Genomic DNA, 22,833 nt, shown 5'->3' on the forward strand with positions numbered 1-22,833 from the left:
GCAGATCTCGAAAGGGGTCGGGCCTTCGGGTCCGGCCCCTTTCGGCATCCCACGGGTCTTGTCGGAGAAAGCGTCTCCGGTACACACTGGGGACAAGCAGTCCGTGATTCAAGGAGGACACTGTGGGATTCGACGACATGCTGAACAAGGGCAAAGAACTCTACGAGCAGAACAAGGACAAGATCGATGACGCGCTTCACTCGGAGAAGGCGGAGGGCATCAGCGATTCCGTCCTCGACAAGGCTTCGGAAACCGCGGACTCGGTAACTGGGGGCAAGTTCACAGACAAGATCTCAGGGGCGAGGGATGCCGCCGACAAGAAGATCGGCGACGAATAGAGCCTGTTCAGACGGCGGGGCTGCGCGGAGCAGCTCCGCCGTCTGTGTGTCCGCGGAACATCGCGTTCAGCATCCACTGTTCCTGCCTCCCGAATCGCGACACGCCCGGGTTGCATGACGCCGCAATTTCTGGCAAACTCAACTAGTTCCAAATTTCGGAGCCGTCTTGTGGCGTGCCTTCCGAATCACTGCCAGGCAGTGCATAGACCGATTGAGATGTCTAGGCCGCGGGCAGCAGAACATCGACTTAATCACCCACATATTTCACGGCGCATCCGTGTGCCCGCAAGCCGGGGCCGGAAGCCGTGAAGGGTGAGCGAGCTTGACAGAAGAACAGTGGTACGTGAAGTAGTGCCAGCACCGGCGGGGCAACTCGACGGTGCGCCAAGAAGAGCGTCCTATGCGATATCCATTCGTAAGACGCAAGACAGAGAGTGAGTCACAAATGGCGGGACAGAAGATCCGCATTCGACTTAAGTCGTATGACCATGAGGTCATCGACACCTCGGCGCGCAAGATCGTCGACACTGTCACCCGCGCGGGTGCACAGGTCGTCGGCCCCGTGCCGCTTCCGACAGAGAAGAACGTGGTGTGTGTCATCCGTTCCCCTCACAAGTACAAGGACAGCCGCGAGCACTTCGAGATGCGTACCCACAAGCGGTTGATCGACATCGTCGACCCGACTCCGAAGGCCGTTGACTCGCTTATGCGCCTCGACCTTCCGGCCGACGTCAACATCGAGATCAAGCTCTAAGGGAACCCATGTCTACGCAGAACAAGACCAGCAAGGGTCTGCTCGGCAAGAAGCTCGGCATGACCCAGGTGTGGGACGAAGCAGGCAAGGTCGTTCCCGTCACCGTCATCGAAATCACCCCGAACGTCGTCACCCAGGTGCGTACGCCCGAGATCGACGGCTACAACGCCGTTCAGATCGCCGCCGGCGAGATCGACCCGCGCAAGGTCACTCAGCCTGCTTCCGGCCACTACGCCAAGGCTGGCGTCACCCCTCGCCGCCACCTCACCGAGGTGCGCACGGAGGATGCTGCTGACTACTCACTCGGTCAGGAGCTCACCGTCGAGGGCGTCTTCGAGGCCGGACAGAAGGTCGACGTCGTCGGCACCTCGAAGGGTAAGGGCTTCGCCGGTGTGATGAAGCGCCACAACTTCCAAGGCGTCTCCGCATCTCACGGTGCTCACCGCAACCACCGCAAGCCCGGCTCGATCGGTGCTTCGGCCACCCCGGGACGCGTGTTCAAGGGCCAGCGCATGGCCGGCCGCATGGGCGGCGACCGCGTGACCGTTCTGAACCTCACGGTTCACTCCATCGACGCGGAGAAGGGCATCATGCTCGTCAAGGGTGCCGTTCCCGGTCCCCGCGGCCGCATCGTTTTCGTCCGCAACGCAGTGAAGGGAGCGTAGTTCAATGGCTACCTCGCTCGACGTTCTCGACGCCAAGGGCAAGAAGACCGGTTCGGTCGACCTTCCTGCCGAGGTGTTCGATGTTCAGACCAACATCCCGCTGATTCACCAGGTCGTCGTGGCACAGCAGGCTGCTGCTCGCCAGGGCACCCACAAGGCCAAGGGCCGCGGTGAGGTCTCGGGTTCCGGCGCCAAGCCGTTCAAGCAGAAGGGCACGGGCCGCGCTCGTCAGGGCTCGATCCGTATGCCTCAGCACACCGGTGGTGGAATCGTCCACGGTCCGGTGCCCCGCGACTACGGTCAGCGCACCCCCAAGAAGATGATCGCCGCCGCACTGCGCGGTTCCCTCTCGGACCGTGCCCGTGCTGGCCGCATCCACGTCGTCGAGACCTTCGCGGTCTCAGAGGAGCGCCTCACCAAGAACGCCGCTGAGTACCTCGCGACTGTCGCGGACTCGAAGCACGTTCTCGCGGTGATCGACCGCAGCGACGAGGCGAGCTTCCGCGCCGTCCGCAACATCCCGACGGTGCACGTTCTCACCTACGACCAGCTCAACGCCTACGACGTCCTCGTCTCCGACGACATCGTCTTCACCAAGGCTGCCTTCGACGGCTTCGTCGCGGGTCCGGCCTCGGGCAAGTCGGTCAAGGCGACCGCGAGCTCGGCTGAAGCAACTGAGGAGGTCTCGGCATGAGCCAGACAATCAAGGACCCCCGCGACATCATCATCGCACCGGTCGTTTCCGAGAAGAGCTACGGCCTGATCGACGAGGGTAAGTACACCTTCATCGTCGACCCGCGCTCGAACAAGACCGAGATCAAGCTGGCGATCGAGAAGATCTTCGACGTGAAGGTCGCCTCGGTCAACACGCTGAACCGCCAGGGCAAGTCGCGCCGCACTCGTTTCGGCATCGGCAAGCGCAAGGACACCAAGCGCGCCATCGTGACGCTGGCATCCGGTTCCATCGACATCTTCACGGCTGTCGGCTAGGAGTACAGGAATAAACAATGGCTATTCGTAAGTACAAGCCCACGACCCCGGGTCGTCGTGGCTCGAGTGTCGCCGACTTCCACGAGATCACGCGCACGACGCCGGAGAAGTCTCTCCTGCGTCCGCTGTCGAAGACCGGTGGCCGCAACAATCAGGGTCGCATCACCACCCGCCACATCGGCGGTGGCCACAAGCGTCAGTACCGTGTCATCGACTTCCGTCGCAATGACAAGGACGGCGTGAACGCCAAGGTCGCTCACATCGAGTACGACCCGAACCGTACCGCACACATCGCGCTGCTCCACTTTGTCGATGGCACGAAGCGTTACATCCTCGCTCCCGAGAAGCTCAAGCAGGGCGACATCGTGGAGTCGGGTGCAGGCGCCGACATCAAGCCCGGCAACAACCTCCCGCTGCGCAACATCCCAACCGGTACCGTCGTGCACGCGATCGAGCTCAAGCCCGGTGGGGGAGCCAAGCTCGCCCGCTCGGCCGGTGCCTCGGTGCGTCTCGTCGCGAAGGACGGCCCCTACGCTCAGCTGCGTCTCCCCTCGGGCGAGATCCGCAACGTCGATGCGCGCTGCCGCGCGACCATCGGCGAGGTGGGCAACGCCGAGCAGGCGAACATCAGCTGGGGCAAGGCAGGCCGCAACCGCTGGAAGGGCGTCCGCCCGACCGTCCGCGGTGTCGTGATGAACCCCGTCGACCACCCCCACGGTGGTGGTGAGGGCAAGACCTCCGGTGGTCGTCACCCGGTCAGCCCGTGGGGCCAGAAGGAAGGCCGCACGCGCCACCCCAACAAGGAAAGCGACAAGCTCATCGTTCGTCGTCGGCCCACCGGTAAGAAGCGCAAGTAGGAGTTGTAGAAGATGCCACGCAGTCTCAAGAAGGGCCCCTTCGTTGACGAACACCTGCTCCGCAAGGTGGTTGCCGCGAACGAGGCGAAGAACAAGAACGTCATCAAGACCTGGTCGCGTCGTTCGATGATCGTGCCCGCCATGCTCGGACACACCATCGCCGTTCACGACGGTCGCAAGCACATCCCGGTGTTCGTCACCGAGAGCATGGTCGGCCACAAGCTCGGCGAGTTTGCTCCGACCCGCACCTTCCGTGGTCACGTGAAGGACGACAAGAAGGGCCGTCGCCGCTGACGCGGTGACGTGAAGGAGGAATAGAAATGGTGGAGTCGATCGCACGAGTGCGACACATCCGCGTCACCCCCATGAAGGCTCGCCGCGTCGTCAACCTGATCCGCGGCAAGCAGGCGCAGGAGGCACTTGCCATCCTGAAGTTCGCCCCGCAGGGTGCATCCGAGCCCGTCTACAAGCTGGTCGCCTCGGCCATCGCCAACGCTCGCGTGAAGGCGGACGCCGAGAACACCTTCCTCGACGAGCAGGACCTGTACATCACCAAGGCTTACGTTGACGAAGGAGCGACGCTCAAGCGGTACCAGCCGCGCGCGCAGGGTCGTGCTTTCCGCATCAACAAGCGCACGAGCCACATCACGGTCGTCCTCTCGACGCCGGACGAGGTCAGCGCGGCCACGGAAACAAAGAAGGCGAGCAAGTAATGGGCCAGAAGATCAACCCGTACGGCTTCCGCCTTGGTGTCACCACCGACCACGTGTCGCGCTGGTTCGCAGACAGCACCAAGTCGGGGCAGCGTTACAGCGACTATGTCGCTGAAGACGTCAAGATCCGCAACCTGCTGACCACCTCGCTCGACCGCGCCGGTGTGTCCCGCATCGAGATCGAGCGCACCCGTGACCGCGTCCGCGTGGACATCCACACGGCACGTCCGGGCATCGTCATCGGTCGTCGTGGTGCAGAGGCAGAGCGCATCCGCGGCGAGCTCGAGAAGCTCACCGGCAAGCAGATCCAGCTGAACATCCTCGAGGTCAAGAACCCCGAGGCCGACGCTCAGCTCGTCGCGCAGGGCATCGCCGAGCAGCTCTCCGCACGTGTGGCGTTCCGCCGCGCGATGCGCAAGGGCCTGCAGGGCGCTCAGCGCGCCGGCGCCAAGGGTGTCCGCATCCAGGTGTCCGGTCGTCTCGGCGGCGCCGAGATGAGCCGCTCGGAGTTCTACCGCGAGGGTCGCGTTCCGCTGCACACCCTGCGCGCCAACATCGACTACGGCTTCTACGAGGCACGTACGACGTTCGGTCGCATCGGTGTCAAGGTCTGGATCTACAAGGGCGACGTCACCAACAAGGAACTTGCTCGCGAGCAGGCCAGCTCGAAGTCGGGCCGCGAGCGCAACGACCGTTCCCGCCGCCAGCCTCGTGAGGCTCAGGCACCGGTCGCAGAAGGAGCCAGTGCTTAATCATGTTGATTCCCCGCAGAGTTAAGTTCCGCAAGCAGCACCGCCCGGTGCGCACCGGACAGGCGTCCGGTGGCACCAAGGTGAGCTTCGGTGAGTACGGCATCCAGGCACTCACGCCTGCGTACGTCACGAACCGCCAGATCGAGGCTGCTCGTATTGCAATGACCCGTCACATCAAGCGTGGTGGAAAGGTGTGGATCAACATCTACCCGGACCGCCCGCTCACCAAGAAGCCGGCTGAGACCCGCATGGGTTCCGGTAAGGGCTCGCCCGAGTGGTGGGTCGCCAATGTCAAGCCGGGTCGTGTGCTCTTCGAGGTGGCAGGTGTCGACGAGACGCTCGCCCGCGAGGCACTCACCCGTGCAATCCACAAGCTGCCCCTCAAGGCACGCATCATCAAGCGCGAGGAGGGCGACGCGTAATGGCGATCGGTTCCAAGGAGCTCACTCCCGCAGAGCTCGACACATTTGAAGACGAGCGTCTGACAGACGAGCTGCGGAAGGCGAAGGAAGAGCTGTTCAACCTCCGCTTCCAGGCAGCGACCGGTCAGCTGGAGACGCACGGGCGACTTCGCGCAGTCAAGCGCGACATCGCTCGCATCTACACGGTGATCCGCGAGCGCGAGCTCGGCATCCGTGCCACCCCGGCACCTGTCGAGGCTCCCGCGAAGGCGACCCGCAAGAGCAAGAAGGCCAAGGCCGCTGAAGAGGCAGCTGAGGCAGACGAGACGAAGGAGGCCTAGACATGGCTGAGTCTGCAAAGGCAGCATCCGAGGCCGCGTCAGGCGCTCCTGCCCGCGGCTACCGCAAGACGCTTCGCGGCTACGTCGTCAGCGACAAGATGGAGAAGACCATCGTCGTTGAGGTCGAGGACCGCGTGAAGCACCCGCTGTACGGCAAGGTCATCCGCCGCAGCTCCAAGGTGAAGGCGCACGACGAGCAGGGTCAGGCCGGCATCGGTGACCTGGTTGTCATCGACGAGACCCGTCCGCTGAGCGCCACCAAGCGGTGGCGCCTGGTCGAGATTCTCGAGAAGGCCAAGTAAGCCCGACGGCTTGCTGTGAGAAGGAGTAAGGAATGATTCAGCAGGAATCACGGCTCAAGGTCGCCGACAACACCGGCGCCAAGGAGCTGCTCACGATTCGCGTGCTCGGCGGATCCGGCCGTCACTACGCTGGCCTCGGTGACACCATCGTCGCCACCGTCAAGGACGCGATCCCCGGCGGCAACGTGAAGAAGGGCGATATCGTCAAGGCGGTCATCGTTCGCACGAAGAAGCAGACCCGTCGTCAGGACGGTTCGTACATCAAGTTCGATGAGAACGCCGCAGTGATCTTGAAGAACGACGGTGAGCCTCGCGGCACCCGCATCTTCGGACCGGTCGGTCGCGAGCTGCGTGACAAGCGGTTCATGAAGATCGTCTCGCTGGCACCGGAGGTTATCTAGTCATGGGAGCAAAGATCAAGAAGGGTGACCTGGTCCAGGTCATCAGCGGCCCGACCCAGGAGCGCGGTGGATACCGTGGCAAGCAGGGTCGCGTCATCGAGGTGCTCGTCGAGAAGAACCGCGTGATCGTGGAGGGTGTCAACTACATCACCAAGCACGTTCGCCAGGGTCAGACCCAGCGCGGCACCAAGACCGGTGGTCTCGAGACTCACGAGGCTCCGATCCACATCTCGAACGTTGTGCTCGTCGACCCCGACAGCAAGAAGCCGGTCAAGGTCGGCTTCCGCAACGAAGAAGTCGTGAAGGACGGCGTCAAGAAGACGGTCCGCGTTCGCTACGACAAGAAGTCTGGTAAGGACCTGAAGTAATGACAGACACCGCAACTGCTGCGCCCGCTGGCAAAATCCAGCCGCGCCTGAAGCAGAAGTACAAGACGGAGATCTCGCAGCAGCTCAAGGAGCAGTTCGGGTTCGACAACATCCACCAGGTCCCCGGACTTGTGAAGGTCGTTGTGAACACGGGCGTCGGCGACGCTGCTCGTGACAGCAAGGTCATCGACGGCGCTATCGCCGACCTGACCAAGATCACCGGACAGAAGCCGCAGGTCACGAAGGCTCGCAAGTCCATCGCGCAGTTCAAGCTGCGCGAGGGCCAGGCCATCGGCGCGCACGTCACCCTCCGCGGTGACCGCGCGTGGGAGTTCCTCGACCGCCTCCTGTCGCTTGCCCTTCCGCGCATCCGCGACTTCCGCGGGCTCAGCGACCGTCAGTTCGACGGAAACGGCAACTACACCTTCGGTCTTACTGAGCAGTCCGTGTTCCACGAGATTGACCAGGATAAGATCGATCGGGTTCGCGGTTTCGACATCACTGTCGTCACCACGGCCAAGAACGACGACGAGGGTCGCGCGCTCCTGAAGGCGCTCGGCTTCCCGTTCAAGTCGAACGAGGCTGCGTAACTCGTGGTCTCACGGGGCCGGCACACCGCCGGCCCCGATCACACCACAGGTCTGCATTCGTGTAACGGGTGTACGAAACCTGGTGAACAAAGGAAATAACTCATGACAATGACAGATCCGGTCGCAGACATGCTGACCAGACTGCGCAACGCGAACACCGCACACCACGACACGGTGTCGATGCCGCACTCGAAGCTCAAGAGCCACATCGCCGAGATCCTCACCAACGAGGGCTACATCACCGGCTGGACGGTCGAGGACGCTCGCGTCGGCAAGACACTGACCCTGACCCTGAAGTTCGGCCAGGACCGCGAGCCCTCGATTGCGGGCATCAAGCGCGTCTCGAAGCCGGGACTCCGGGTGTACGCGAAGTCGACCGAGCTGCCCAAGGTCCTCGGCGGGCTCGGCGTCGCAATCATGTCAACCTCCTCCGGTCTTCTGACGGACCGCGAGGCCGAGAAGAAGGGCGTCGGCGGGGAAGTCCTCGCTTACGTGTGGTAACGCGTCATGTCACGTATTGGAAAGCTTCCCATTGACATCCCCGCAGGGGTCGATGTCGCCGTCAACGGCCAGGTCGTCACGGTGAAGGGACCGAAGGGCGAGCTCGCTCTCACGGTCGCCGAGCCGATCGTCGCCACGGTCGATGACGGACAGATCACCGTGAGCCGTCCGGACGACGAGCGCGAGTCGCGTTCGCTCCACGGCCTCACGCGCACGCTGATCAACAACAACATCATCGGTGTCACCCAGGGGTACAGCAAGGCCCTCGAGGTCGTCGGCACCGGTTACCGCGTGCAGCAGAAGGGCTCGAACATCGAGCTCGCGCTCGGCTTCTCGCACCCGGTGCTGGTTGAGCCGCCCGCTGGCATCACGTTCACCGTCGAGGGCAACAACAAGCTCACGGTGTCGGGCATCGACAAGCAGGCAGTCGGCGAGACCGCTGCCAACATCCGCAAGATCCGCAAGCCTGAGCCGTACAAGGGCAAGGGTGTGCGCTACGCAGGCGAGGTCATTCGCCGCAAGGCCGGAAAGGCTGGTAAGTAAGCATGGCTGTCAAGACCAAGTCGTCAGCCCGCATCCGTCGTCACGCGCGCCTTCGCAAGAAGATCACGGGTACTGCCGAGCGTCCGCGCCTCGTCGTCACTCGTTCCTCGCGTCACGTGTTCGTTCAGGTTGTGGACGACTCGAAGGGCCACACGCTCGTGTCGGCCTCCACTCTCGAAACCGACCTGCGCTCGTTCGAGGGCGACAAGTCCGCCAAGGCCAAGAAGGTCGGCGAGCTCGTCGCAGAGCGTGCGAAGGACGCCGGAATCGAGTCCGTTGTATTTGACCGTGGTGGAAACCGTTACGCAGGACGCGTCGCGGCGATCGCCGAAGGTGCTCGAGAGGGTGGGCTGAACCTGTGAGCGAAGCAAAGAAGGAGCAGGACGTGGCTACAGACCAGACTGCTGAGAAGCCGGTAGAGACCGCTGCCGGCACCGCGCCTCGTCAGGACGAGGGCCGTGGCGGACGCCGTGGCGGCCGTGACCGTGGCCAGGGCCGCGGCCAGGGACGTGACCGTGGCGGTCGCGACGACAAGAACCAGTTCCTGGAGCGCGTCGTCACGATCAACCGTGTCTCCAAGGTCGTCAAGGGTGGACGTCGCTTCAGCTTCACCGCTCTTGTCGTCGTCGGTGACGGAAACGGCGTCGTGGGCGTCGGATACGGCAAGGCTCGCGAGGTTCCCCTCGCGATCTCGAAGGGCGTCGAGGAAGCGAAGAAGAACTTCTTCCGCGTTCCCCGCGTCGGCCAGTCCATCCCGCACCCCATCCAGGGTGAGGCCGCTGCCGGTGTGGTGCTCCTGCGCCCTGCCGCTGCCGGTACCGGTGTTATCGCCGGTGGCCCGGTCCGCGCCGTCCTGGAGTGCGCTGGCATCCACGACGTTCTGAGCAAGTCGCTCGGTTCGTCGAACACCATCAACATCGTGCACGCGACCGTCGAGGCGCTGAAGCAGCTCGAGGAGCCTCGCGCTGTCGCCGCCCGTCGTGGCAAGGAGTATGACGAGGTCGCTCCGGCCAAGTTGCTGCAGATCGAGGCGCGTGCCGCTGAGGCCGCTGCCGCTGCAAAGGTAGGTGCGTAATGGCCGCACGTCTGAAGATCACGCAGATCAAGTCCAAAGTTAGTGAGAAGCAGAACCAGCGCAACACGCTCCGCAGCCTCGGGCTCAAGCGCATCGGTGACGTGGTCGTCCGCGAAGACAACTCGCAGAACCGCGGCTACGTCAACGCTGTTTCCCACCTTGTGAAGGTTGAGGAGATCGACTAATGGCTGACGAGAAGAAGGACGTCTCGGAAGAGACGACCGCTCCCGCGGCGAAGGCTGAGAAGAAGGCCCCCGCCAAGAAGCCGGCTGCCAAGAAGGCCGACTCCGCTGCGACCGCTGAGAAGAAGGCGCCCGCCGCGAAGAAGCCTGCTGCCAAGAAGGCTGAGAAGGCTGACGAAGCTTCGACGCCGGCCCTGAAGGTGCACCACCTCCGTCCGGCCCCGGGCGCCAAGACCGCGAAGACCCGTGTCGGTCGCGGTGAGGCCTCGAAGGGTAAGACGGCAGGCCGTGGAACCAAGGGTACGAAGGCTCGTTACCAGGTTCGTCCCGGTTTCGAAGGCGGCCAGCTCCCGGCGCACATGCGTACGCCGAAGCTGCGCGGGTTCAAGAACCCGTTCCGGGTCGAGTACCAGGTTGTGAACCTCGAGCGTCTGGCTGAGCTCTACCCGAAGGGTGGAGACGTCACCGTCGCCGACCTCGTCGCCAAGGGCGCCGTTCGCAAGAACGAGAAGGTCAAGGTTCTCGGCAACGGCGAGATCTCCGTGAAGCTGAACGTCGAGGTCGACAAGGTCTCGGGCTCGGCTGAGGAGAAGATCGTCGCAGCCGGCGGTTCGGTCAAGTAAGTCACGACTGGTCGTGCGACTCGCCACTGTCTGCGAATCGTGCCTCCGATTGTTCGTTGGGCCCAGTAATCGGCTAGATTCGATTGCTGGGCCCTTCGATTTCGGAGGGTTCACTGTAGGCATGGCGAGCCGAAAGGCCGGCTCAACCCAGGAGGCCCTTGTTGTTTAGCGCTATTGCGCGGATCTTCCGCACCCCCGACCTGCGTCGGAAGATCGGCTTCACACTCGGCATCATCGCCCTGTATCGACTCGGCTCGTTCATCCCGACGCCGTTCGTCGATTTCGGCAACGTCCAGAAGTGTCTGGCCCAGAACCAGGGCACGACAGGTCTGTACGAGCTCGTCAACCTGTTCTCAGGTGGAGCTCTTCTCCAGCTCTCGATCTTCGCCCTCGGCATCATGCCCTACATCACGGCGTCGATCATCACCCAGCTGCTGCGCGTGGTCATCCCGCACTTCGACACCCTTCACAAGGAGGGGCAGGCGGGCCAGAGCAAGCTGACCCAGTACACGCGCTACCTCACGATCTTCCTCGGCGTCCTGCAGTCGACCACGCTGATCACAGTCGCACGAAGCGGTGCGCTGTTCGGCACGAACTCAGGCGCGGAGTGCAGCTCCCTCATCACCGACGACACCTGGTACGCGGTTCTCCTCATGGTCCTCACCATGACGGCGGGCACCGGTCTCATCATGTGGATGGGTGAGCTCATCACCGAGCGCGGCATCGGCAACGGAATGTCGCTGCTGATCTTCACCTCGATCGCCGCGACCTTCCCGAGCTCGCTGTGGGCGATCGCCGAGTCGCACGGCTTCGAGACCTTCCTGCTCGTGCTCGCAATCGGATGCGTCGTCGTCATCGCGGTCGTGTTCGTCGAGCAGTCGCAGCGTCGCGTCCCCGTGCAGTACGCGAAGCGCATGGTCGGCCGCCGCACCTACGGCGGAAACAGCACCTACATTCCGATCAAGGTGAACATGGCCGGTGTTATCCCGATCATCTTCGCCTCGTCGCTCCTCTACCTCCCCGCGCTCATCGCGCAGTTCAACCAGCCGGCGGCTGGCGAACAGCCCGCGGCGTGGGTCACCTGGATCACCACGTACCTCACAAACGGGGACCACCCGCTGTACATGGCGATCTACTTCCTCCTGATCATCGGGTTCACGTACTTCTACGTGGCGATCACGTTCAACCCGGAGGAGGTCGCCGACAACATGAAGAAGTACGGTGGCTTCATCCCGGGCATCCGCGCTGGTCGCCCCACGGCGGAGTACCTGGACTACGTGTTGACCCGGGTGACGCTGCCCGGATCTCTGTATCTCGGATTGATCGCCCTGATTCCGCTGGTCGCGCTCGCGACGGTCGGTGCGAACCAGAACTTCCCGTTCGGTGGGGCGTCGATTCTCATCATCGTCGGTGTTGGACTTGAGACGGTCAAGCAGATCGACTCGCAGCTCCAGCAGCGACACTACGAAGGGTTGCTGCGATGACAGAATCTCGAACGACGGGCGTGCGCCTGCTGATCGTTGGTCCACCTGGAGCTGGAAAGGGGACGCAGGCAGCGGTAATCGCGTCGGCGTTCGGGATTCCGGCGATCTCGACGGGAGACATCTTCCGGAAGAACATCGCCGAGGGCACCGAACTCGGCAAGAAGGTCGACGAGATCGTCTCGAGCGGGGGCTACGTGCCCGACTCGCTCACGAACGAGATCGTGGCCGATCGCCTGCAGCAGGACGACGCCGCGCAGGGCTTTCTGCTCGACGGCTACCCGCGCACCACGGAACAGGTCACGGAGCTGGACCGCATCCTCGCGGCATCCGGCCACCAGCTCGACGCGGTCGTGCAGCTCACCGCTGATCGCGACGAGGTCGTCGCGCGTCTGCTGAAGCGCGCTGCGGAGCAGGGACGCTCCGACGACACGGAGGACGTCATCCGCCACCGTCAGGAGGTCTACCAGGAGCAGACCGAGCCGGTGATCGCCGCGTACGCGGACCGCGGGCTCGTCGTGAGCGTCGACGGCCTCGGCTCGATCGACGAGGTCAGCGAGCGCGTGCTCGGCGCACTGCAGGAGCGCGGACTGGCCGTCGCCGTCTGATGCGCCCTCTGCGTCGCTCCATCTACAAGTCACCGGCACAGCTTCGGCTGATGCGCGAGCCCGGCCTGCTCACGGCGCGAGCCCTGCAGGCGGCCTGCGCGGCCGTGCGCCCCGGCGTGACGACCGGGGAGGTCGATGCGATCGCCGAGAAGGTGATCCTCGATGGAGGCGGCCGACCGAACTTCAAGCTTGAGCCGGGGTACGAGCACACGTTGTGCGTCTCCGTCAACGATCAGGTCGTGCACGGCATCCCTGGATCTCGCATCATCGAACCCGGCGACATCGTGTCCATCGACTGCGGCGCGATCGTGGCGGGCTGGAACGGCGACTCGGCTGCGACCGTCGTGGTGCCGGACCCAGAGCGACCCGAGCTGGTCGCCGCACGCGAGCGTCTCTCTGAGGCGACCGCGGGATCCATGTGGGCGGGCATCGCTCGTCTCGCGCGAGCATCCAACCTCAATGAGGTCGGAGACGCGGTTGAGACCTACATTGAGACCCACCCCGACGCGGACGGCGAGGCTTACGGCATCATCGAGGACTACGTGGGGCACGGCATCGGGCGGTCGATGCACGAGGAGCCGCCCGTCTTCAACTATCGCGTTCGTCAGGCAGGACCGGTTGTGAAGCCGGGCCTGGTCGTGGCGATCGAACCCATGATGGTCGAAAAATCGCCCGAGACGCACGTGGAGGGCGATGACTGGACCGTCACAACCTCCGACGGCGGGGCTGCGGCCCACTGGGAGCACAGCGTCGCGGTCCACAAGGACGGCATCTGGGTGCTCACGGCCGACGATGGGGGAGCGGCAGGACTCGCGCCGTTCGGTGTGACACCGACGCCCATCGCCTGAGGGTAGTGTCGGCACATGACCGTCGTCTATCTGCTCCGTCCGCGTCAGACGGCATCCGATGCTCTCGACGCACTGTTGACACGGGTCGATGAGGATGCTCCGGCCCTGAGCCTCTTCGACGCCGGCGCCGCTCGTGGCGATGGCATCTTCGAGACGATCGGAGTGAACGACGGCTCCGTTCGCAAGGCAGAAGCGCACCTGAGCCGTCTCGCGGCGTCGGCGCGCATCATGGACCTGCCGGAGCCTGACCTCGAGCAGTGGGCGCACGCGATCGATGTGGTCCTCGCGGAGTTGCCGACGGTCGGGGCCGCGGTGATCCGGCTCGTCATCACGCGCGGACTGCCGGGTCGTGGTCCGACATGCTGGATCACCGGCCAGGAGTCGGCGAGCGACGTCTCCGCGCGCACGACCGGCGTTCGGGTCGCCCTGCTCGACCGGGGCTGGCCGATCGACATTGCCACGCGGGCGCCATGGATGCTCGCGGGCGCGAAGACCCTCTCCTACGCCCCGAACATGGCTGCGCTGCGCGAGGCCAGACGTCGCGGGGCCGATGACGTCATCTTCACGTCGCTCGAAGGCTACGCGCTTGAGGGACCGACATCGTCGCTGATCCTGCGTCAGGGCGGCACGCTCGTCACGCCGGCATCCGGCGATGGAAACCTCCCCGGCACGACGCAGCGTGAGCTGTTCGCGTGGGCCGAGCAGAACAGTTTCGCGACCGAGTCGCGCCGTGTGCGCGCCGACGAGGTGCGCGAGGCGGATGCCGCGTGGCTGGTCTCCAGCGTGCGCCTCGTCGTTCCCATCACCGCGATCGACGGACGCGAGCTGCCGGTGGATGCCGAGATCACGGCGCGCATGAACGAGCACCTGCTGACCGAGGTCTGAGCGACCGGAGCGGTGCAGACGGAGCCTCAGCGCGTCACGAAGATCAGCTGTCCATCGTGCGAACGAGCTCGTCGATGAAATCGCCGAACGTCCGCGCACCGCGAATGATGCGCGCCACCTCGTCGCGCTCCGAGAACACCTCGACGAACTGGTCGAAGACCTCCTGGAACTGCGCTCGTCCCTCCGCACTGAAGGCGATGAGTGCGACGACGTTCACGCGTCCGTCGCCCCACGGCATGCTGTGCTCGTTGACCGCGATCGCGATGGAGGTGCGCGTCGCGGTCATCTCCATCGCGTGGGGCACCGCGAGGGTGTCAGTGAACGCCGTCGACGACATCCGCTCGCGATCGATGGCTCCCTGCACGTAGGTCTCGTCGATGACGCCGAGCTCACGCATCCGTTCGCCGAGAAGCCGGATCATGGACTCCTCGTCGTCGCAGGAGACGTTGCGCAGAAACAGCCGCTCGTCGAGATAGCGCAGCAGCTCGTCGCGGATCGCGGCCCGTCGCGTCAACCGTCGCACGCGGCTGAGCGCCTGGCGCGCGCGGTCGATGTCGCCGGGGGAGAGGAAAGGCTGAATCTGCACGATGCGGTCGTCGGGCACGGGCGGGTCGAGCGTGGACAGCACGAGATCGGCGTCGAGACGGCTCCACGGAACGTCGGTGCGCGTCACAACCTGTGTGACGGTGAGAGCATCGCCGAGTGCCTGCGTCACGCGGTCCGCGAGGCGCGCCTGCAGGTCGTAGTACCCGGGGCAGACGATGATGCACGTTGCGAGGTCCTCGCGGCGGGTCTGCTGCTGCAGGTGGGAACCGACGTGCATCGCGATGTAAGCGATCTCGTCGTCGTTGACGACGATGCCGCACGCCTCGTGCAGGCCGCTTGCGATGAAGACCGCGAGCTCGTAGATCATGGGGTACGCCGACTTGATCGACTTCGTGAGCGGGTTGCGCGAGAACGACTGGTCTTCCGCGCGCTCCAGCAGGTTGCTCACGTGAACAGTGAGGCGGGTCAGGAAGTCGGTGTCCGACAGATCGACGAGGTACTCTTCTGCGGCGCGAGTCGTGATGCGGCGCACCATGTCGAACTCGTCGGGAGTGAAATACTCGGATGCCGCGACCGAGGCGTCCGCGTCGGGGCCGGGTGCGACGGCGCGCGTCGCCAGCAGATACGCGAGGTAGCCGATATCGCCGTGGTCGAGGCCGCGGGGGAAGTGCGTCGAGGCGAGGTCCGAGAGGATGCCGGCGAGCTCCGCGCCTCCCGCGGGAGCGCGCCCGTGGCCGTCCACCGCTCCGCTCTTGCCGGCACGGTCTGCGGCGATCGCGATGTGCAGCAGCACGTTGTCCATGCCGTAGTCGTTGATGTAGTAGCCGCGGTCGCGAAGCGCGTCGATCAGGTCCGTCTTGAACGATCCGAGGTTCGCCGACTCGAACTCGCGCTGAATGGCGTCGAGCTCGGTCATGCCCGACCCGGTCTCCTCGCGGAAGAGTCGCGTCAGCAGGCGTCGCCGCTCGAGCTCCGAGCCGCGCAGCGTCACCCGACTGCCGGTACGGCGCAGCTCCAGCGAGGTGTCGCCGAGCATCGAGCGGATGCGTGTCAGATCGGCATCCAGAGTCGAGTCGCTCACGAAAAGATCGGCCGCCGCCTCGTACACGTCGAAGCCCGTCTCATCATCGACCAACCGCCGGACCAGGCGGTACACGCGCTCGCGCGGGGTGCCTTCCGAACCGGTGCCCGTCGCACGCCGGTACTCCGCATAGCCATCGCGGTTGATGCGATACCCCTCGGGGCCGGCCTCGACGACCGTGATCGGGTCGGCCTTGGTCTTGATCGCCGCGATGTACGAGCGGATGCTGCGGTCGGAGACGCCCAGGCTGTCGGCGAGCTCCCCCGACGTCAGCCAGCCGCCCGAGCGGACGAGCTGCTCGAGCACCTGCGACTGCCGGTCTGCGCTCACGATCCTCCTCTGGACATCATGCACCCACGAGTCAACCAGTTTCTCGCGCGCGTGAGGGAGATTTTCTGCCCGGAAGGACTTCCGCCCGGGCGGAAGACCGTCGGCTGGCAGGCGCTCGCGACCACGGCGAGACTCGAAGTCAGGCATGAGGTGTCGAATCGCGAAGGAGGAACGCCATGCGGATTCTCGTAGCGTGCGGAGCGGGAGCGTCGTCGACGTTCGTCGCGATGCGCGTGCGTCGCGCGGCGGCATCCCGAGACCTCGACGTGACGGCGAAGGCGGTCACGGTCGAAGACATCGCGAGCAGGCTCGACAGTGCAGACGTGCTGCTGCTCGGCGCGCACCTCGCGGCGCAGGCGCACGACCTCGAAGCGCTTGCGCAGCAGGCCGGAGTCGGCTTCGCCATCATGCCGGAGAACGTCTTCTCGTCGCCCACCGGCGACGAGGCGCTCGACCTCGCTCTCGACGTCGCAGGAGCGGGCCGATGACACCGAATTCGTTGTGCCCGAACAAGCGCTCGGGCTATGGTGACAAGCACAGCAACCACGCGCGACGGTGGAGGACAACATGGTGGAACGTCTCATCAGAATCGGATCGTCGCACGGGCTGCACGCTCGCCCGGCCAAGCTCTTCACACAGGCCGCTGCGGCGTCCGGCGCGACTGTCACCATCGCCAAGGGTGACAAGTCCGTCAACGCGGCGAGCATCCTCGGCGTCATCTCGCTCGGAGTGGACCACGGTGACGAGGTCACGCTCACGGTCGAGGGCGACGGCGAGGAACGAATCTTTGACGAGCTCGAGGAGCTGCTCGTCACCGATCAAGACGAGGCCTGACCGCACCTTTCGCGCGGCCTCGCGGGAACGAGGAGGTCGCTGATGGAGTTCACGGGAACAGGAATCGGGCAGGGCGTCGCCGTCGGACGGACGCTGCGCATGCCGGATCCGCTGCCTGAGCCGGACGACACGGCGAGCACGCGAACCGCTGATGATGAGGCTGCGCGCGCCGCGGCATCCATGTCGGCTGTCGCGCGTGAACTGGAGAAGCGCGGCGAGCTCGCCGGCGGCACCGCCCGCGACGTTCTCGAAGCGCAGGCGATGATGGCGGAGGACCCGTCGCTCATCGACCTTGTGACCCAGGCGACCGCTTCCGGAAAGACGGCCGAGCGCGCCGTGTTCGAGGCCTTCGGGTCATTCCGCGACCAGCTCGCCGCGATGGGCGGCTATCTGGGGGAGCGCGCCGCCGACCTCGACGATGTGTCGCAGCGCGTCATCGCTGACCTTCAGGGAGTCTCCGCTCCCGGTGTGCCGCAGCCCGATGAACCGTTCGTGCTGATCGCACGCGATCTCGCTCCCGCAGACACCGCGCTGCTCGATCTCGACAAGGTCCAGGCACTCGTGACGAGCGACGGCGGCCCGACCTCTCACACCGCGATCCTCGCGCGGGAGAAGTCGATCGTGGCTGTCGTCGGCGCGCTCGACGTGCTGAGCATCGCCGACGGCACGGAGGTCGTGGTGGATGCCGCATCCGGCTCGATCGTGACGGAGCCGAGCTCGGAGGCGATTGCTGCCGCCGAGCGGCGCATCGCAGAGCGCAGGGCCGCGGCATCCGCCCCCATCACCCCGGGCGCGCTCGCCGATGGCACATCCGTTCCGCTCCTGGCCAACCTCGGCTCGAGCGACGGGGCGCAGGATGCCGCTGACCTCGGTGCCGAGGGCGTCGGACTGTTCCGTACCGAGTTCCTGTTCCTCGACGCGGGGGACACCGCGCCCAGCATCGATGAGCAGACCGCGCACTACGTGAAGCTGCTGCAAGCGTTCCCCGGCAAGAAGGTCACGGTGCGTGTACTCGACGCGGGTGCCGACAAACCCCTGCCCTTCCTGAACGACGCGGCGGAGGAGAACCCTGCACTCGGCCTCCGCGGACTGCGGGCGCTGCGGGCGAACGAGCAGATCCTGCGCGATCAGCTCAGCGCGCTCGCCGCGGCTGACGCGCAGACCGAGGCGGACCTGTGGGTCATGGCGCCGATGGTCTCGACCGTCGAGGAGACCGAGTACTTCGTCTCCCTCGCGCACGAGGTCGGCCTGAAGACGGCCGGCATCATGGTCGAAGTTCCGTCGATCGCACTTCTGGCCGAGCGCGCGTTCGCGCACGCCGACTTCGCATCCATCGGCACGAACGACCTCACCCAGTACACGCTCGCGGCGGACCGCCTGCTCGGCTCCGTCGCGCACTTCCAAGACCCGTGGCACCCTGCCGTGCTGCGGCTCATCGGCGAGGTCGGAGCTGCGGGCGCCGCAGCCGGTCGCCCCGTCGGAATCTGCGGTGAGGCTGCCGCAGACCCGCTCCTGGCCGTCGTGCTCGTCGGCCTCGGAGCAACCACCCTCTCGATGTCGCCGTCCGCGCTCGCGGATGTGCGGCACTCCCTCGCGCAGTTCGATCTCGACGCTGCGCGCAATCTCGCCACCCTCGCCCTCGCCGCCGAAGATGCGGCGTCGGCGCGCGCGGCCGCCGATGAAGCGGCCGCTCCGCTACAGAAAGAGTGATCACAATGACGACGACGTCCAGCACTTCACGAAAGGGAGGGGTCCGGGTTCGCGTGCAGCGGTTCGGAACCTTCCTCTCCGGAATGGTGATGCCGAACATCGGGGCCTTCATCGCGTGGGGTCTCATCACGGCGTTCTTCATCGAGACCGGATGGACCCCGGTGCCGCAGCTCGGCGGCTTCGGTGAGGATGCCGACGGCAACGCCTACGTCGGACTTGTCGGACCGATGATCACGTACATGCTGCCGCTGCTGCTCGCCTACACGGGCGGCAAGATGGTGTACGACGTCCGCGGCGGAGTCGTCGGCGTGATCGCGACGATGGGCGTCATCGTCGGAAGCGACGTGCCGATGTTCATCGGCGCCATGATCATGGGACCGCTCGCGGCCTGGATCATGAAGAAGGTCGATGGCATCTGGGACGGCAAGATCAGGGCGGGCTTCGAGATGCTCGTCAACAACTTCTCCGCCGGCATCCTGGGTGGCCTGCTCGCCCTCGGTGGATTCTTCGGCGTGGCCCCGCTCGTCTCGGGCCTCAGCCACGCACTCGAGGTCGGCGTCGGCTGGCTCGTGAACCTCCACCTGCTGCCGCTCGCGAGCCTGCTCGTCGAGCCCGGCAAAGTGCTCTTCCTGAACAACGCGATCAACCACGGCGTCTTCACCCCGCTGGGCGTCGACCAGGTGGCGGAGCAGGGCAAGTCGATCCTCTTCCTCATCGAGGCGAACCCCGGCCCCGGCGTCGGCATCCTGCTGGCCTTCATGTTCTTCGGGGTCGGCATGTCCAAGGCCAGCGCACCGGGCGCCGCCATCATCCAGTTCTTCGGCGGCATCCACGAGATCTACTTCCCGTACGTGCTCATGAAGCCGATGATCATCATCGCGGCGATCGCCGGTGGCATGACGGGTGTCGCGATCAACGCTGCCTTCCAGACCGGGCTTCGTGCACCGGCATCCCCGGGAAGCATCATCGCGGTGCTCATTCAGACTGCGCCGGACAGCTACGTGGGTGTCATCCTCTCGGTCGTGGGAGCGGCGGCGGTGTCGTTCATCATCTCGGCTGTGATCCTGCGGGCATCCCGCAAGCGCGACCTCGAGAACGAGAACGCGGGTGATCTCTCGGCCGCGATCGCGAAGACCGAGGCAAACAAGGGCAAGAAGTCGAGCGTGCTCGGCACCATGGGCGGTGCAGAGGCCGAGACGGATGCCGATGCCACTGCGACCGCGACGGACGCCGGGCCCATTGAGAGCATCGTCTTCGCGTGCGATGCGGGCATGGGCTCGAGCGCTATGGGGGCATCCGTGCTTCGCAACAAACTGAAGAAGGCCGGAATCACCGATGTAAAGGTCACGAACCAGGCGATCGCCAATCTGACAGGTGACGCAGACATCGTTGTGACGCAGAATGAACTCACGGAGCGTGCACGTCTGAAGTCACCGAACTCCTCGCACGTCTCCGTCGACAACTTCATGAACAGCCCGCGGTACGACGAGGTCGTGTCTCGGGTGGCCGAAAGCAAGGGCAAGGGGGAGACCGAATGACAAGCGACATCCTGGCACGGCGCAACATCGTCGCCGAGGGGACAGCGTCAACGCGCGACGAGGCGATCGCGGAGGCGGGCGCGCTGCTCGTCGCCGCGGGAGCCGTGACCGAGGCATACGTCGACGCGATGCGCGAACGTGAGAAGACCGTGTCGACCTACATGGGCAATTACCTCGCGATTCCGCACGGAACCAACGAGGCGAAGGACGAGATCTCGGCATCCGCCCTCTCGTTCATCCGCTACGCGAACCCGATCGACTGGGACGGCGAGGAGGTGCGCTTCGTCGTCGGCATCGCCGGTGTGGAGAACGAACACCTTGAGATCCTGTCGAAGATCGCGATCATCTTCTCGGAGGAGGAGTCGGTTCAGCAGCTCATCGACGCCGCTGACGCCGACGCGCTGTACTCCCTGCTGCAGGAGGTCAACGAATAATGAAGGCGGTTCACTTCGGAGCGGGCAACATCGGACGAGGCTTCATCGGGCTTCTGCTTCACGAGGCCGGGTACGAGGTGGTCTTCTCCGACGTGAACCCGCAGCTGATCCAGGCGTTGCAGGACGCCGACAGCTACACCGTTCACGAGGTGGGCGACGGCGCTCGCGACCACCTCGTGACGAAGTTCCGCGCGATCAACTCGGCCGAGGACGAGGCCGGACTCGTGCGGGAGCTCACCACCGCAGACGTCATCACGACGGCGGTCGGCCCGAATGTGCTGCGCTTCATCGCCCCGGCGATCGCGTCGGGCCTCGCAGCGCGAGCTGAGGATGCCTCGCCGGTGGCGATCATGGCGTGCGAGAACGCGTTGGGGGCCACCGACACCCTGCGCGAGCACATCGCGGAGAACGCCGGGGCCGACTGGGACGCTCTCGCATCGCGAGCGATCTTCGCGAACACGGCTGTCGATCGCATCGTGCCCGCGCAGGACGCCGATGCGGGCATCGACGTGACGGTCGAGGCTTTCCACGAGTGGGTGGTCGAGCGTGAGCCCTTCGGCGGTGCGGAGCCGCACCTGCCGGGTGCTCACTTCGTGGACGCGCTGCGTCCGTACATCGAGCGCAAGCTCTTCACGGTCAACACGGGGCACGCGACCACGGCGTACTTCGGGTTCCTAGCGGGGCACGAGTTCATCGCGGATGCCGCGGCCGATCCGGTCGTCGGGGAGAAGGTGCGCCGCGTGCTGGAGGAGACCTCCGCGTATCTCATCGACGCGCACGGGCTCGACTCCGCGGAGCAGTCCGCGTATCGCGAGACGATCCTGTCGCGCTTCGCAAACCGGCACCTCCCTGACACAGTTGTGCGTGTGGGACGCCAGCCGCTGCGGAAGCTCAGCAGACATGAGCGGTTCATCGAGCCCGCTGCCGCCATCGCCGAGCGCGGGGGAGAGCTCGACGCACTGTGTGAGGCGATCGGAGCGGCGCTGCAGTTCCATGTTCCAGAAGACGAGCAGAGTCAGGAGATGGCGGAACTGCTCGAGGAGCTGTCGGCGGATGACTTCACCACGCAGGTGATGGGCCTGGAACAGCAGCATCCGCTGTTCGCTCGCGTTCGTGACGAGGTCGCGGCCGTCACCCGCAGCTGAGCGGCCGCTCGCGCTCCCAGCGCATGTGGGATATGTGTTGTGCATTGCCAGTGAACAAGACTGCTCATAGCCTCGAGCCATGTTGATCCAAACCATGAGCCGAAAAACTGCAGTACTCCTGAAGAGTGAAATTGTAGAAGAGATGCGCACGGCTGACGCTGCGGTGTATCACCTGGCACAGACGTCGATGGTTGGCGCATTCATCGATTTCCCAATTGCACAAGGACGGCGTTCTCACACGTGGGTCGGCTACTGGCCATCACGACGGGCATTGGAATCCGCAGCGTCGCCTAGCTGTTGCTGGCCATGAGGTTGTTGACGGGGACCTCGTGCACGGTTGCCGATCGACAAGCGAGTCGCGTCACTCCGTGAGCAGGGCGATGTGGTTAGTTTGTCCGGCTTGGCCAGGCAAGGGAACCGGAGCGGATGCGGCGGATGATCGCTTCCAGCCATGAGCGTTCGTGGTCGAGCTGGTCGCGGTAGTAGTGGGTCTCGATCATGTGCAGTTCGGGGATGTTCTCCGCTTGGTCTAGCGCGCCTTCCAGGCGCTCTTCTTCGCGATGGATGCGGTCGACGCGTCCTTGCAGTGCGGCTGCTGCTTCGGCCGGGACGAGGATTCCGAGGTAGGCCAGCGCGACCATGAATGCGGTGCGGTCGCCTAGAGCGCCGTCCCGAACCTGGCGCTCGACGCGCTCGGCGAGAGCCTGTCGGCCAGCCGGGGTGAGCTGGAATACCTGTCGGTCTGCGTCTTCCTGCTTCGAGCGCAGCCAGCCGGCCTCTACGAGTGTGTTGAGCAGTGTGTAGACGGTTGAGTTCCGCGCGCCGATGTAGGCGTAACGCGAGCGCAGCTCGCTGAAGAGGGCGTAGGCGTGCCGGGGCTGCTCGGCCATCAGCCCCAGGATCGGCAGAACGAGCGGGTTGGCGAGCGCGCTGGTCGGCATCGCTCCAGACTAGCGGAGATAGCCGTATACGGCTATGGTTTCAGTTGCCCGTATAC

The 22,833-nt window shown here is 65.0% G+C and carries 33 protein-coding genes; 31 read left to right on the top strand and 2 right to left on the bottom strand.

Annotated features, from left to right (window positions below; genetic code table 11):
* Positions 1 to 122: 122 nt before the first annotated feature.
* The 25 genes from ACSAGD_RS02500 to ACSAGD_RS02620 all read left to right on the top strand — a co-directional run bounded on the left by ACSAGD_RS02500 (position 123) and on the right by ACSAGD_RS02620 (position 14,218).
* The gene (locus tag ACSAGD_RS02500) at positions 123 to 338 is read left to right on the top strand and encodes an antitoxin (RefSeq protein ID WP_437584151.1); all 216 of its coding nucleotides are present in this window, start codon (positions 123 to 125) and stop codon (positions 336 to 338) included.
* Between the two features lie 445 nt (positions 339 to 783).
* Entirely contained in the window at positions 784 to 1,092 is a 309-nt protein-coding gene (gene rpsJ / locus ACSAGD_RS02505; protein WP_098409068.1) for a 30S ribosomal protein S10, read from the top strand.
* An 8-nt stretch (positions 1,093 to 1,100) separates the two neighbouring features.
* Positions 1,101 to 1,757 carry a 50S ribosomal protein L3 gene (rplC, locus tag ACSAGD_RS02510; RefSeq protein ID WP_437584152.1) on the top strand — a complete coding sequence of 219 codons (657 nt, stop codon included), beginning with the start codon at positions 1,101 to 1,103 and terminating at the stop codon, positions 1,755 to 1,757.
* Positions 1,758 to 1,761: 4 nt separating this feature from the next.
* Positions 1,762 to 2,451: a 50S ribosomal protein L4 gene (gene rplD, locus ACSAGD_RS02515; protein ID WP_437584153.1), complete on the top strand. Its 690-nt coding sequence runs from the start codon at positions 1,762 to 1,764 to the stop codon at positions 2,449 to 2,451.
* Positions 2,448 to 2,747, top strand: coding sequence for a 50S ribosomal protein L23 (gene rplW, locus ACSAGD_RS02520; RefSeq protein WP_437584154.1), 300 nt, complete (start codon positions 2,448 to 2,450; stop codon positions 2,745 to 2,747). Before rplD ends, rplW begins: the two co-directional genes overlap by 4 nt.
* 17 nt (positions 2,748 to 2,764) lie before the next feature.
* A complete protein-coding gene (gene rplB / locus ACSAGD_RS02525) occupies positions 2,765 to 3,604 on the top strand; it encodes a 50S ribosomal protein L2 (protein WP_437584155.1) in 840 nt (279 codons plus the stop codon).
* Between the two features lie 12 nt (positions 3,605 to 3,616).
* The gene (gene rpsS, locus ACSAGD_RS02530; RefSeq protein ID WP_437584156.1) at positions 3,617 to 3,898 is read left to right on the top strand and encodes a 30S ribosomal protein S19; all 282 of its coding nucleotides are present in this window, start codon (positions 3,617 to 3,619) and stop codon (positions 3,896 to 3,898) included.
* A gap of 26 nt (positions 3,899 to 3,924) precedes the next feature.
* A complete protein-coding gene (gene rplV, locus ACSAGD_RS02535; protein ID WP_437584157.1) occupies positions 3,925 to 4,317 on the top strand; it encodes a 50S ribosomal protein L22 in 393 nt (130 codons plus the stop codon).
* The gene (gene rpsC, locus ACSAGD_RS02540; protein ID WP_437584159.1) at positions 4,317 to 5,069 is read left to right on the top strand and encodes a 30S ribosomal protein S3; all 753 of its coding nucleotides are present in this window, start codon (positions 4,317 to 4,319) and stop codon (positions 5,067 to 5,069) included. Before rplV ends, rpsC begins: the two co-directional genes overlap by 1 nt.
* Before the next feature lie 2 nt (positions 5,070 to 5,071).
* A complete protein-coding gene (rplP, locus tag ACSAGD_RS02545) occupies positions 5,072 to 5,491 on the top strand; it encodes a 50S ribosomal protein L16 (protein ID WP_437584160.1) in 420 nt (139 codons plus the stop codon).
* Positions 5,491 to 5,811 carry a 50S ribosomal protein L29 gene (gene rpmC, locus ACSAGD_RS02550; RefSeq protein WP_437584161.1) on the top strand — a complete coding sequence of 107 codons (321 nt, stop codon included), beginning with the start codon at positions 5,491 to 5,493 and terminating at the stop codon, positions 5,809 to 5,811. The genes rplP and rpmC overlap by 1 nt, the downstream gene beginning before the upstream one ends.
* Before the next feature lie 2 nt (positions 5,812 to 5,813).
* Positions 5,814 to 6,113, top strand: coding sequence for a 30S ribosomal protein S17 (rpsQ, locus tag ACSAGD_RS02555; protein ID WP_437584162.1), 300 nt, complete (start codon positions 5,814 to 5,816; stop codon positions 6,111 to 6,113).
* A 32-nt stretch (positions 6,114 to 6,145) separates the two neighbouring features.
* On the top strand, positions 6,146 to 6,514 hold the full coding sequence (gene rplN / locus ACSAGD_RS02560) for a 50S ribosomal protein L14 (protein WP_437584163.1): 369 nt from the start codon (positions 6,146 to 6,148) through the stop codon (positions 6,512 to 6,514).
* A gap of 2 nt (positions 6,515 to 6,516) precedes the next feature.
* The gene (gene rplX / locus ACSAGD_RS02565) at positions 6,517 to 6,882 is read left to right on the top strand and encodes a 50S ribosomal protein L24 (protein WP_437584164.1); all 366 of its coding nucleotides are present in this window, start codon (positions 6,517 to 6,519) and stop codon (positions 6,880 to 6,882) included.
* A complete protein-coding gene (rplE, locus tag ACSAGD_RS02570) occupies positions 6,882 to 7,472 on the top strand; it encodes a 50S ribosomal protein L5 (RefSeq protein ID WP_437584165.1) in 591 nt (196 codons plus the stop codon). The genes rplX and rplE overlap by 1 nt, the downstream gene beginning before the upstream one ends.
* A 102-nt stretch (positions 7,473 to 7,574) precedes the next feature.
* Positions 7,575 to 7,973 carry a 30S ribosomal protein S8 gene (gene rpsH, locus ACSAGD_RS02575; RefSeq protein WP_437584166.1) on the top strand — a complete coding sequence of 133 codons (399 nt, stop codon included), beginning with the start codon at positions 7,575 to 7,577 and terminating at the stop codon, positions 7,971 to 7,973.
* 6 nt (positions 7,974 to 7,979) lie between these two features.
* Positions 7,980 to 8,516, top strand: coding sequence for a 50S ribosomal protein L6 (gene rplF, locus ACSAGD_RS02580; RefSeq protein WP_437584168.1), 537 nt, complete (start codon positions 7,980 to 7,982; stop codon positions 8,514 to 8,516).
* A gap of 2 nt (positions 8,517 to 8,518) precedes the next feature.
* Positions 8,519 to 8,878 carry a 50S ribosomal protein L18 gene (gene rplR / locus ACSAGD_RS02585; protein WP_437584169.1) on the top strand — a complete coding sequence of 120 codons (360 nt, stop codon included), beginning with the start codon at positions 8,519 to 8,521 and terminating at the stop codon, positions 8,876 to 8,878.
* A gap of 23 nt (positions 8,879 to 8,901) precedes the next feature.
* Complete coding sequence (gene rpsE, locus ACSAGD_RS02590) at positions 8,902 to 9,591, top strand: 30S ribosomal protein S5 (protein WP_437584170.1); 690 nt, start codon at positions 8,902 to 8,904, stop codon at positions 9,589 to 9,591.
* Positions 9,591 to 9,776, top strand: coding sequence for a 50S ribosomal protein L30 (gene rpmD / locus ACSAGD_RS02595; protein WP_437584172.1), 186 nt, complete (start codon positions 9,591 to 9,593; stop codon positions 9,774 to 9,776). Before rpsE ends, rpmD begins: the two co-directional genes overlap by 1 nt.
* On the top strand, positions 9,776 to 10,396 hold the full coding sequence (gene rplO / locus ACSAGD_RS02600; protein ID WP_437584173.1) for a 50S ribosomal protein L15: 621 nt from the start codon (positions 9,776 to 9,778) through the stop codon (positions 10,394 to 10,396). Before rpmD ends, rplO begins: the two co-directional genes overlap by 1 nt.
* 161 nt (positions 10,397 to 10,557) lie before the next feature.
* Positions 10,558 to 11,880: a preprotein translocase subunit SecY gene (gene secY, locus ACSAGD_RS02605; protein WP_437585092.1), complete on the top strand. Its 1,323-nt coding sequence runs from the start codon at positions 10,558 to 10,560 to the stop codon at positions 11,878 to 11,880.
* Positions 11,877 to 12,485, top strand: a complete 609-nt coding sequence (locus ACSAGD_RS02610; RefSeq protein WP_437584174.1) for an adenylate kinase — start codon at positions 11,877 to 11,879, stop codon at positions 12,483 to 12,485. Before secY ends, ACSAGD_RS02610 begins: the two co-directional genes overlap by 4 nt.
* Before the next feature lie 50 nt (positions 12,486 to 12,535).
* Complete coding sequence (gene map / locus ACSAGD_RS02615) at positions 12,536 to 13,333, top strand: type I methionyl aminopeptidase (RefSeq protein ID WP_437584175.1); 798 nt, start codon at positions 12,536 to 12,538, stop codon at positions 13,331 to 13,333.
* Between the two features lie 15 nt (positions 13,334 to 13,348).
* Positions 13,349 to 14,218, top strand: a complete 870-nt coding sequence (locus tag ACSAGD_RS02620) for an aminodeoxychorismate lyase (protein WP_437584176.1) — start codon at positions 13,349 to 13,351, stop codon at positions 14,216 to 14,218.
* 43 nt (positions 14,219 to 14,261) lie between these two features.
* On the opposite strand, the gene ACSAGD_RS02625 is transcribed toward ACSAGD_RS02620, so the two are convergent.
* Complete coding sequence (locus ACSAGD_RS02625) at positions 14,262 to 16,175, bottom strand: BglG family transcription antiterminator (protein ID WP_437584177.1); 1,914 nt, start codon at positions 16,173 to 16,175, stop codon at positions 14,262 to 14,264.
* 176 nt (positions 16,176 to 16,351) lie between these two features.
* Here ACSAGD_RS02625 and ACSAGD_RS02630 point away from each other — a divergent pair, with 176 nt between their 5' ends.
* From ACSAGD_RS02630 to ACSAGD_RS02655, 6 genes are all read left to right on the top strand, one after another.
* Entirely contained in the window at positions 16,352 to 16,663 is a 312-nt protein-coding gene (locus tag ACSAGD_RS02630; protein WP_437584178.1) for a PTS sugar transporter subunit IIB, read from the top strand.
* Between the two features lie 79 nt (positions 16,664 to 16,742).
* Entirely contained in the window at positions 16,743 to 17,009 is a 267-nt protein-coding gene (locus tag ACSAGD_RS02635; RefSeq protein WP_437584179.1) for an HPr family phosphocarrier protein, read from the top strand.
* Positions 17,010 to 17,051: 42 nt separating this feature from the next.
* On the top strand, positions 17,052 to 18,719 hold the full coding sequence (gene ptsP, locus ACSAGD_RS02640; protein ID WP_437584180.1) for a phosphoenolpyruvate--protein phosphotransferase: 1,668 nt from the start codon (positions 17,052 to 17,054) through the stop codon (positions 18,717 to 18,719).
* A gap of 5 nt (positions 18,720 to 18,724) precedes the next feature.
* Entirely contained in the window at positions 18,725 to 20,257 is a 1,533-nt protein-coding gene (locus ACSAGD_RS02645) for a PTS mannitol transporter subunit IICB (RefSeq protein WP_437584181.1), read from the top strand.
* A complete protein-coding gene (locus ACSAGD_RS02650; RefSeq protein ID WP_437584182.1) occupies positions 20,254 to 20,691 on the top strand; it encodes a PTS sugar transporter subunit IIA in 438 nt (145 codons plus the stop codon). The genes ACSAGD_RS02645 and ACSAGD_RS02650 overlap by 4 nt, the downstream gene beginning before the upstream one ends.
* Positions 20,691 to 21,836 (top strand): mannitol-1-phosphate 5-dehydrogenase, encoded by a 1,146-nt coding sequence (locus ACSAGD_RS02655; RefSeq protein ID WP_437584183.1) that lies wholly within the window; start codon positions 20,691 to 20,693, stop codon positions 21,834 to 21,836. Before ACSAGD_RS02650 ends, ACSAGD_RS02655 begins: the two co-directional genes overlap by 1 nt.
* Positions 21,837 to 22,222: 386 nt before the next feature.
* Here the strand turns inward: ACSAGD_RS02655 and ACSAGD_RS02660 are convergent, their stop codons facing one another.
* The gene (locus ACSAGD_RS02660; protein ID WP_437584184.1) at positions 22,223 to 22,777 is read right to left on the bottom strand and encodes a PadR family transcriptional regulator; all 555 of its coding nucleotides are present in this window, start codon (positions 22,775 to 22,777) and stop codon (positions 22,223 to 22,225) included.
* Between the last annotated feature and the right edge of the window lie 56 nt (positions 22,778 to 22,833).

The organism is Paramicrobacterium salitolerans (assembly GCF_051513965.1).
Lineage (GTDB): Bacteria > Actinomycetota > Actinomycetes > Actinomycetales > Microbacteriaceae > Paramicrobacterium.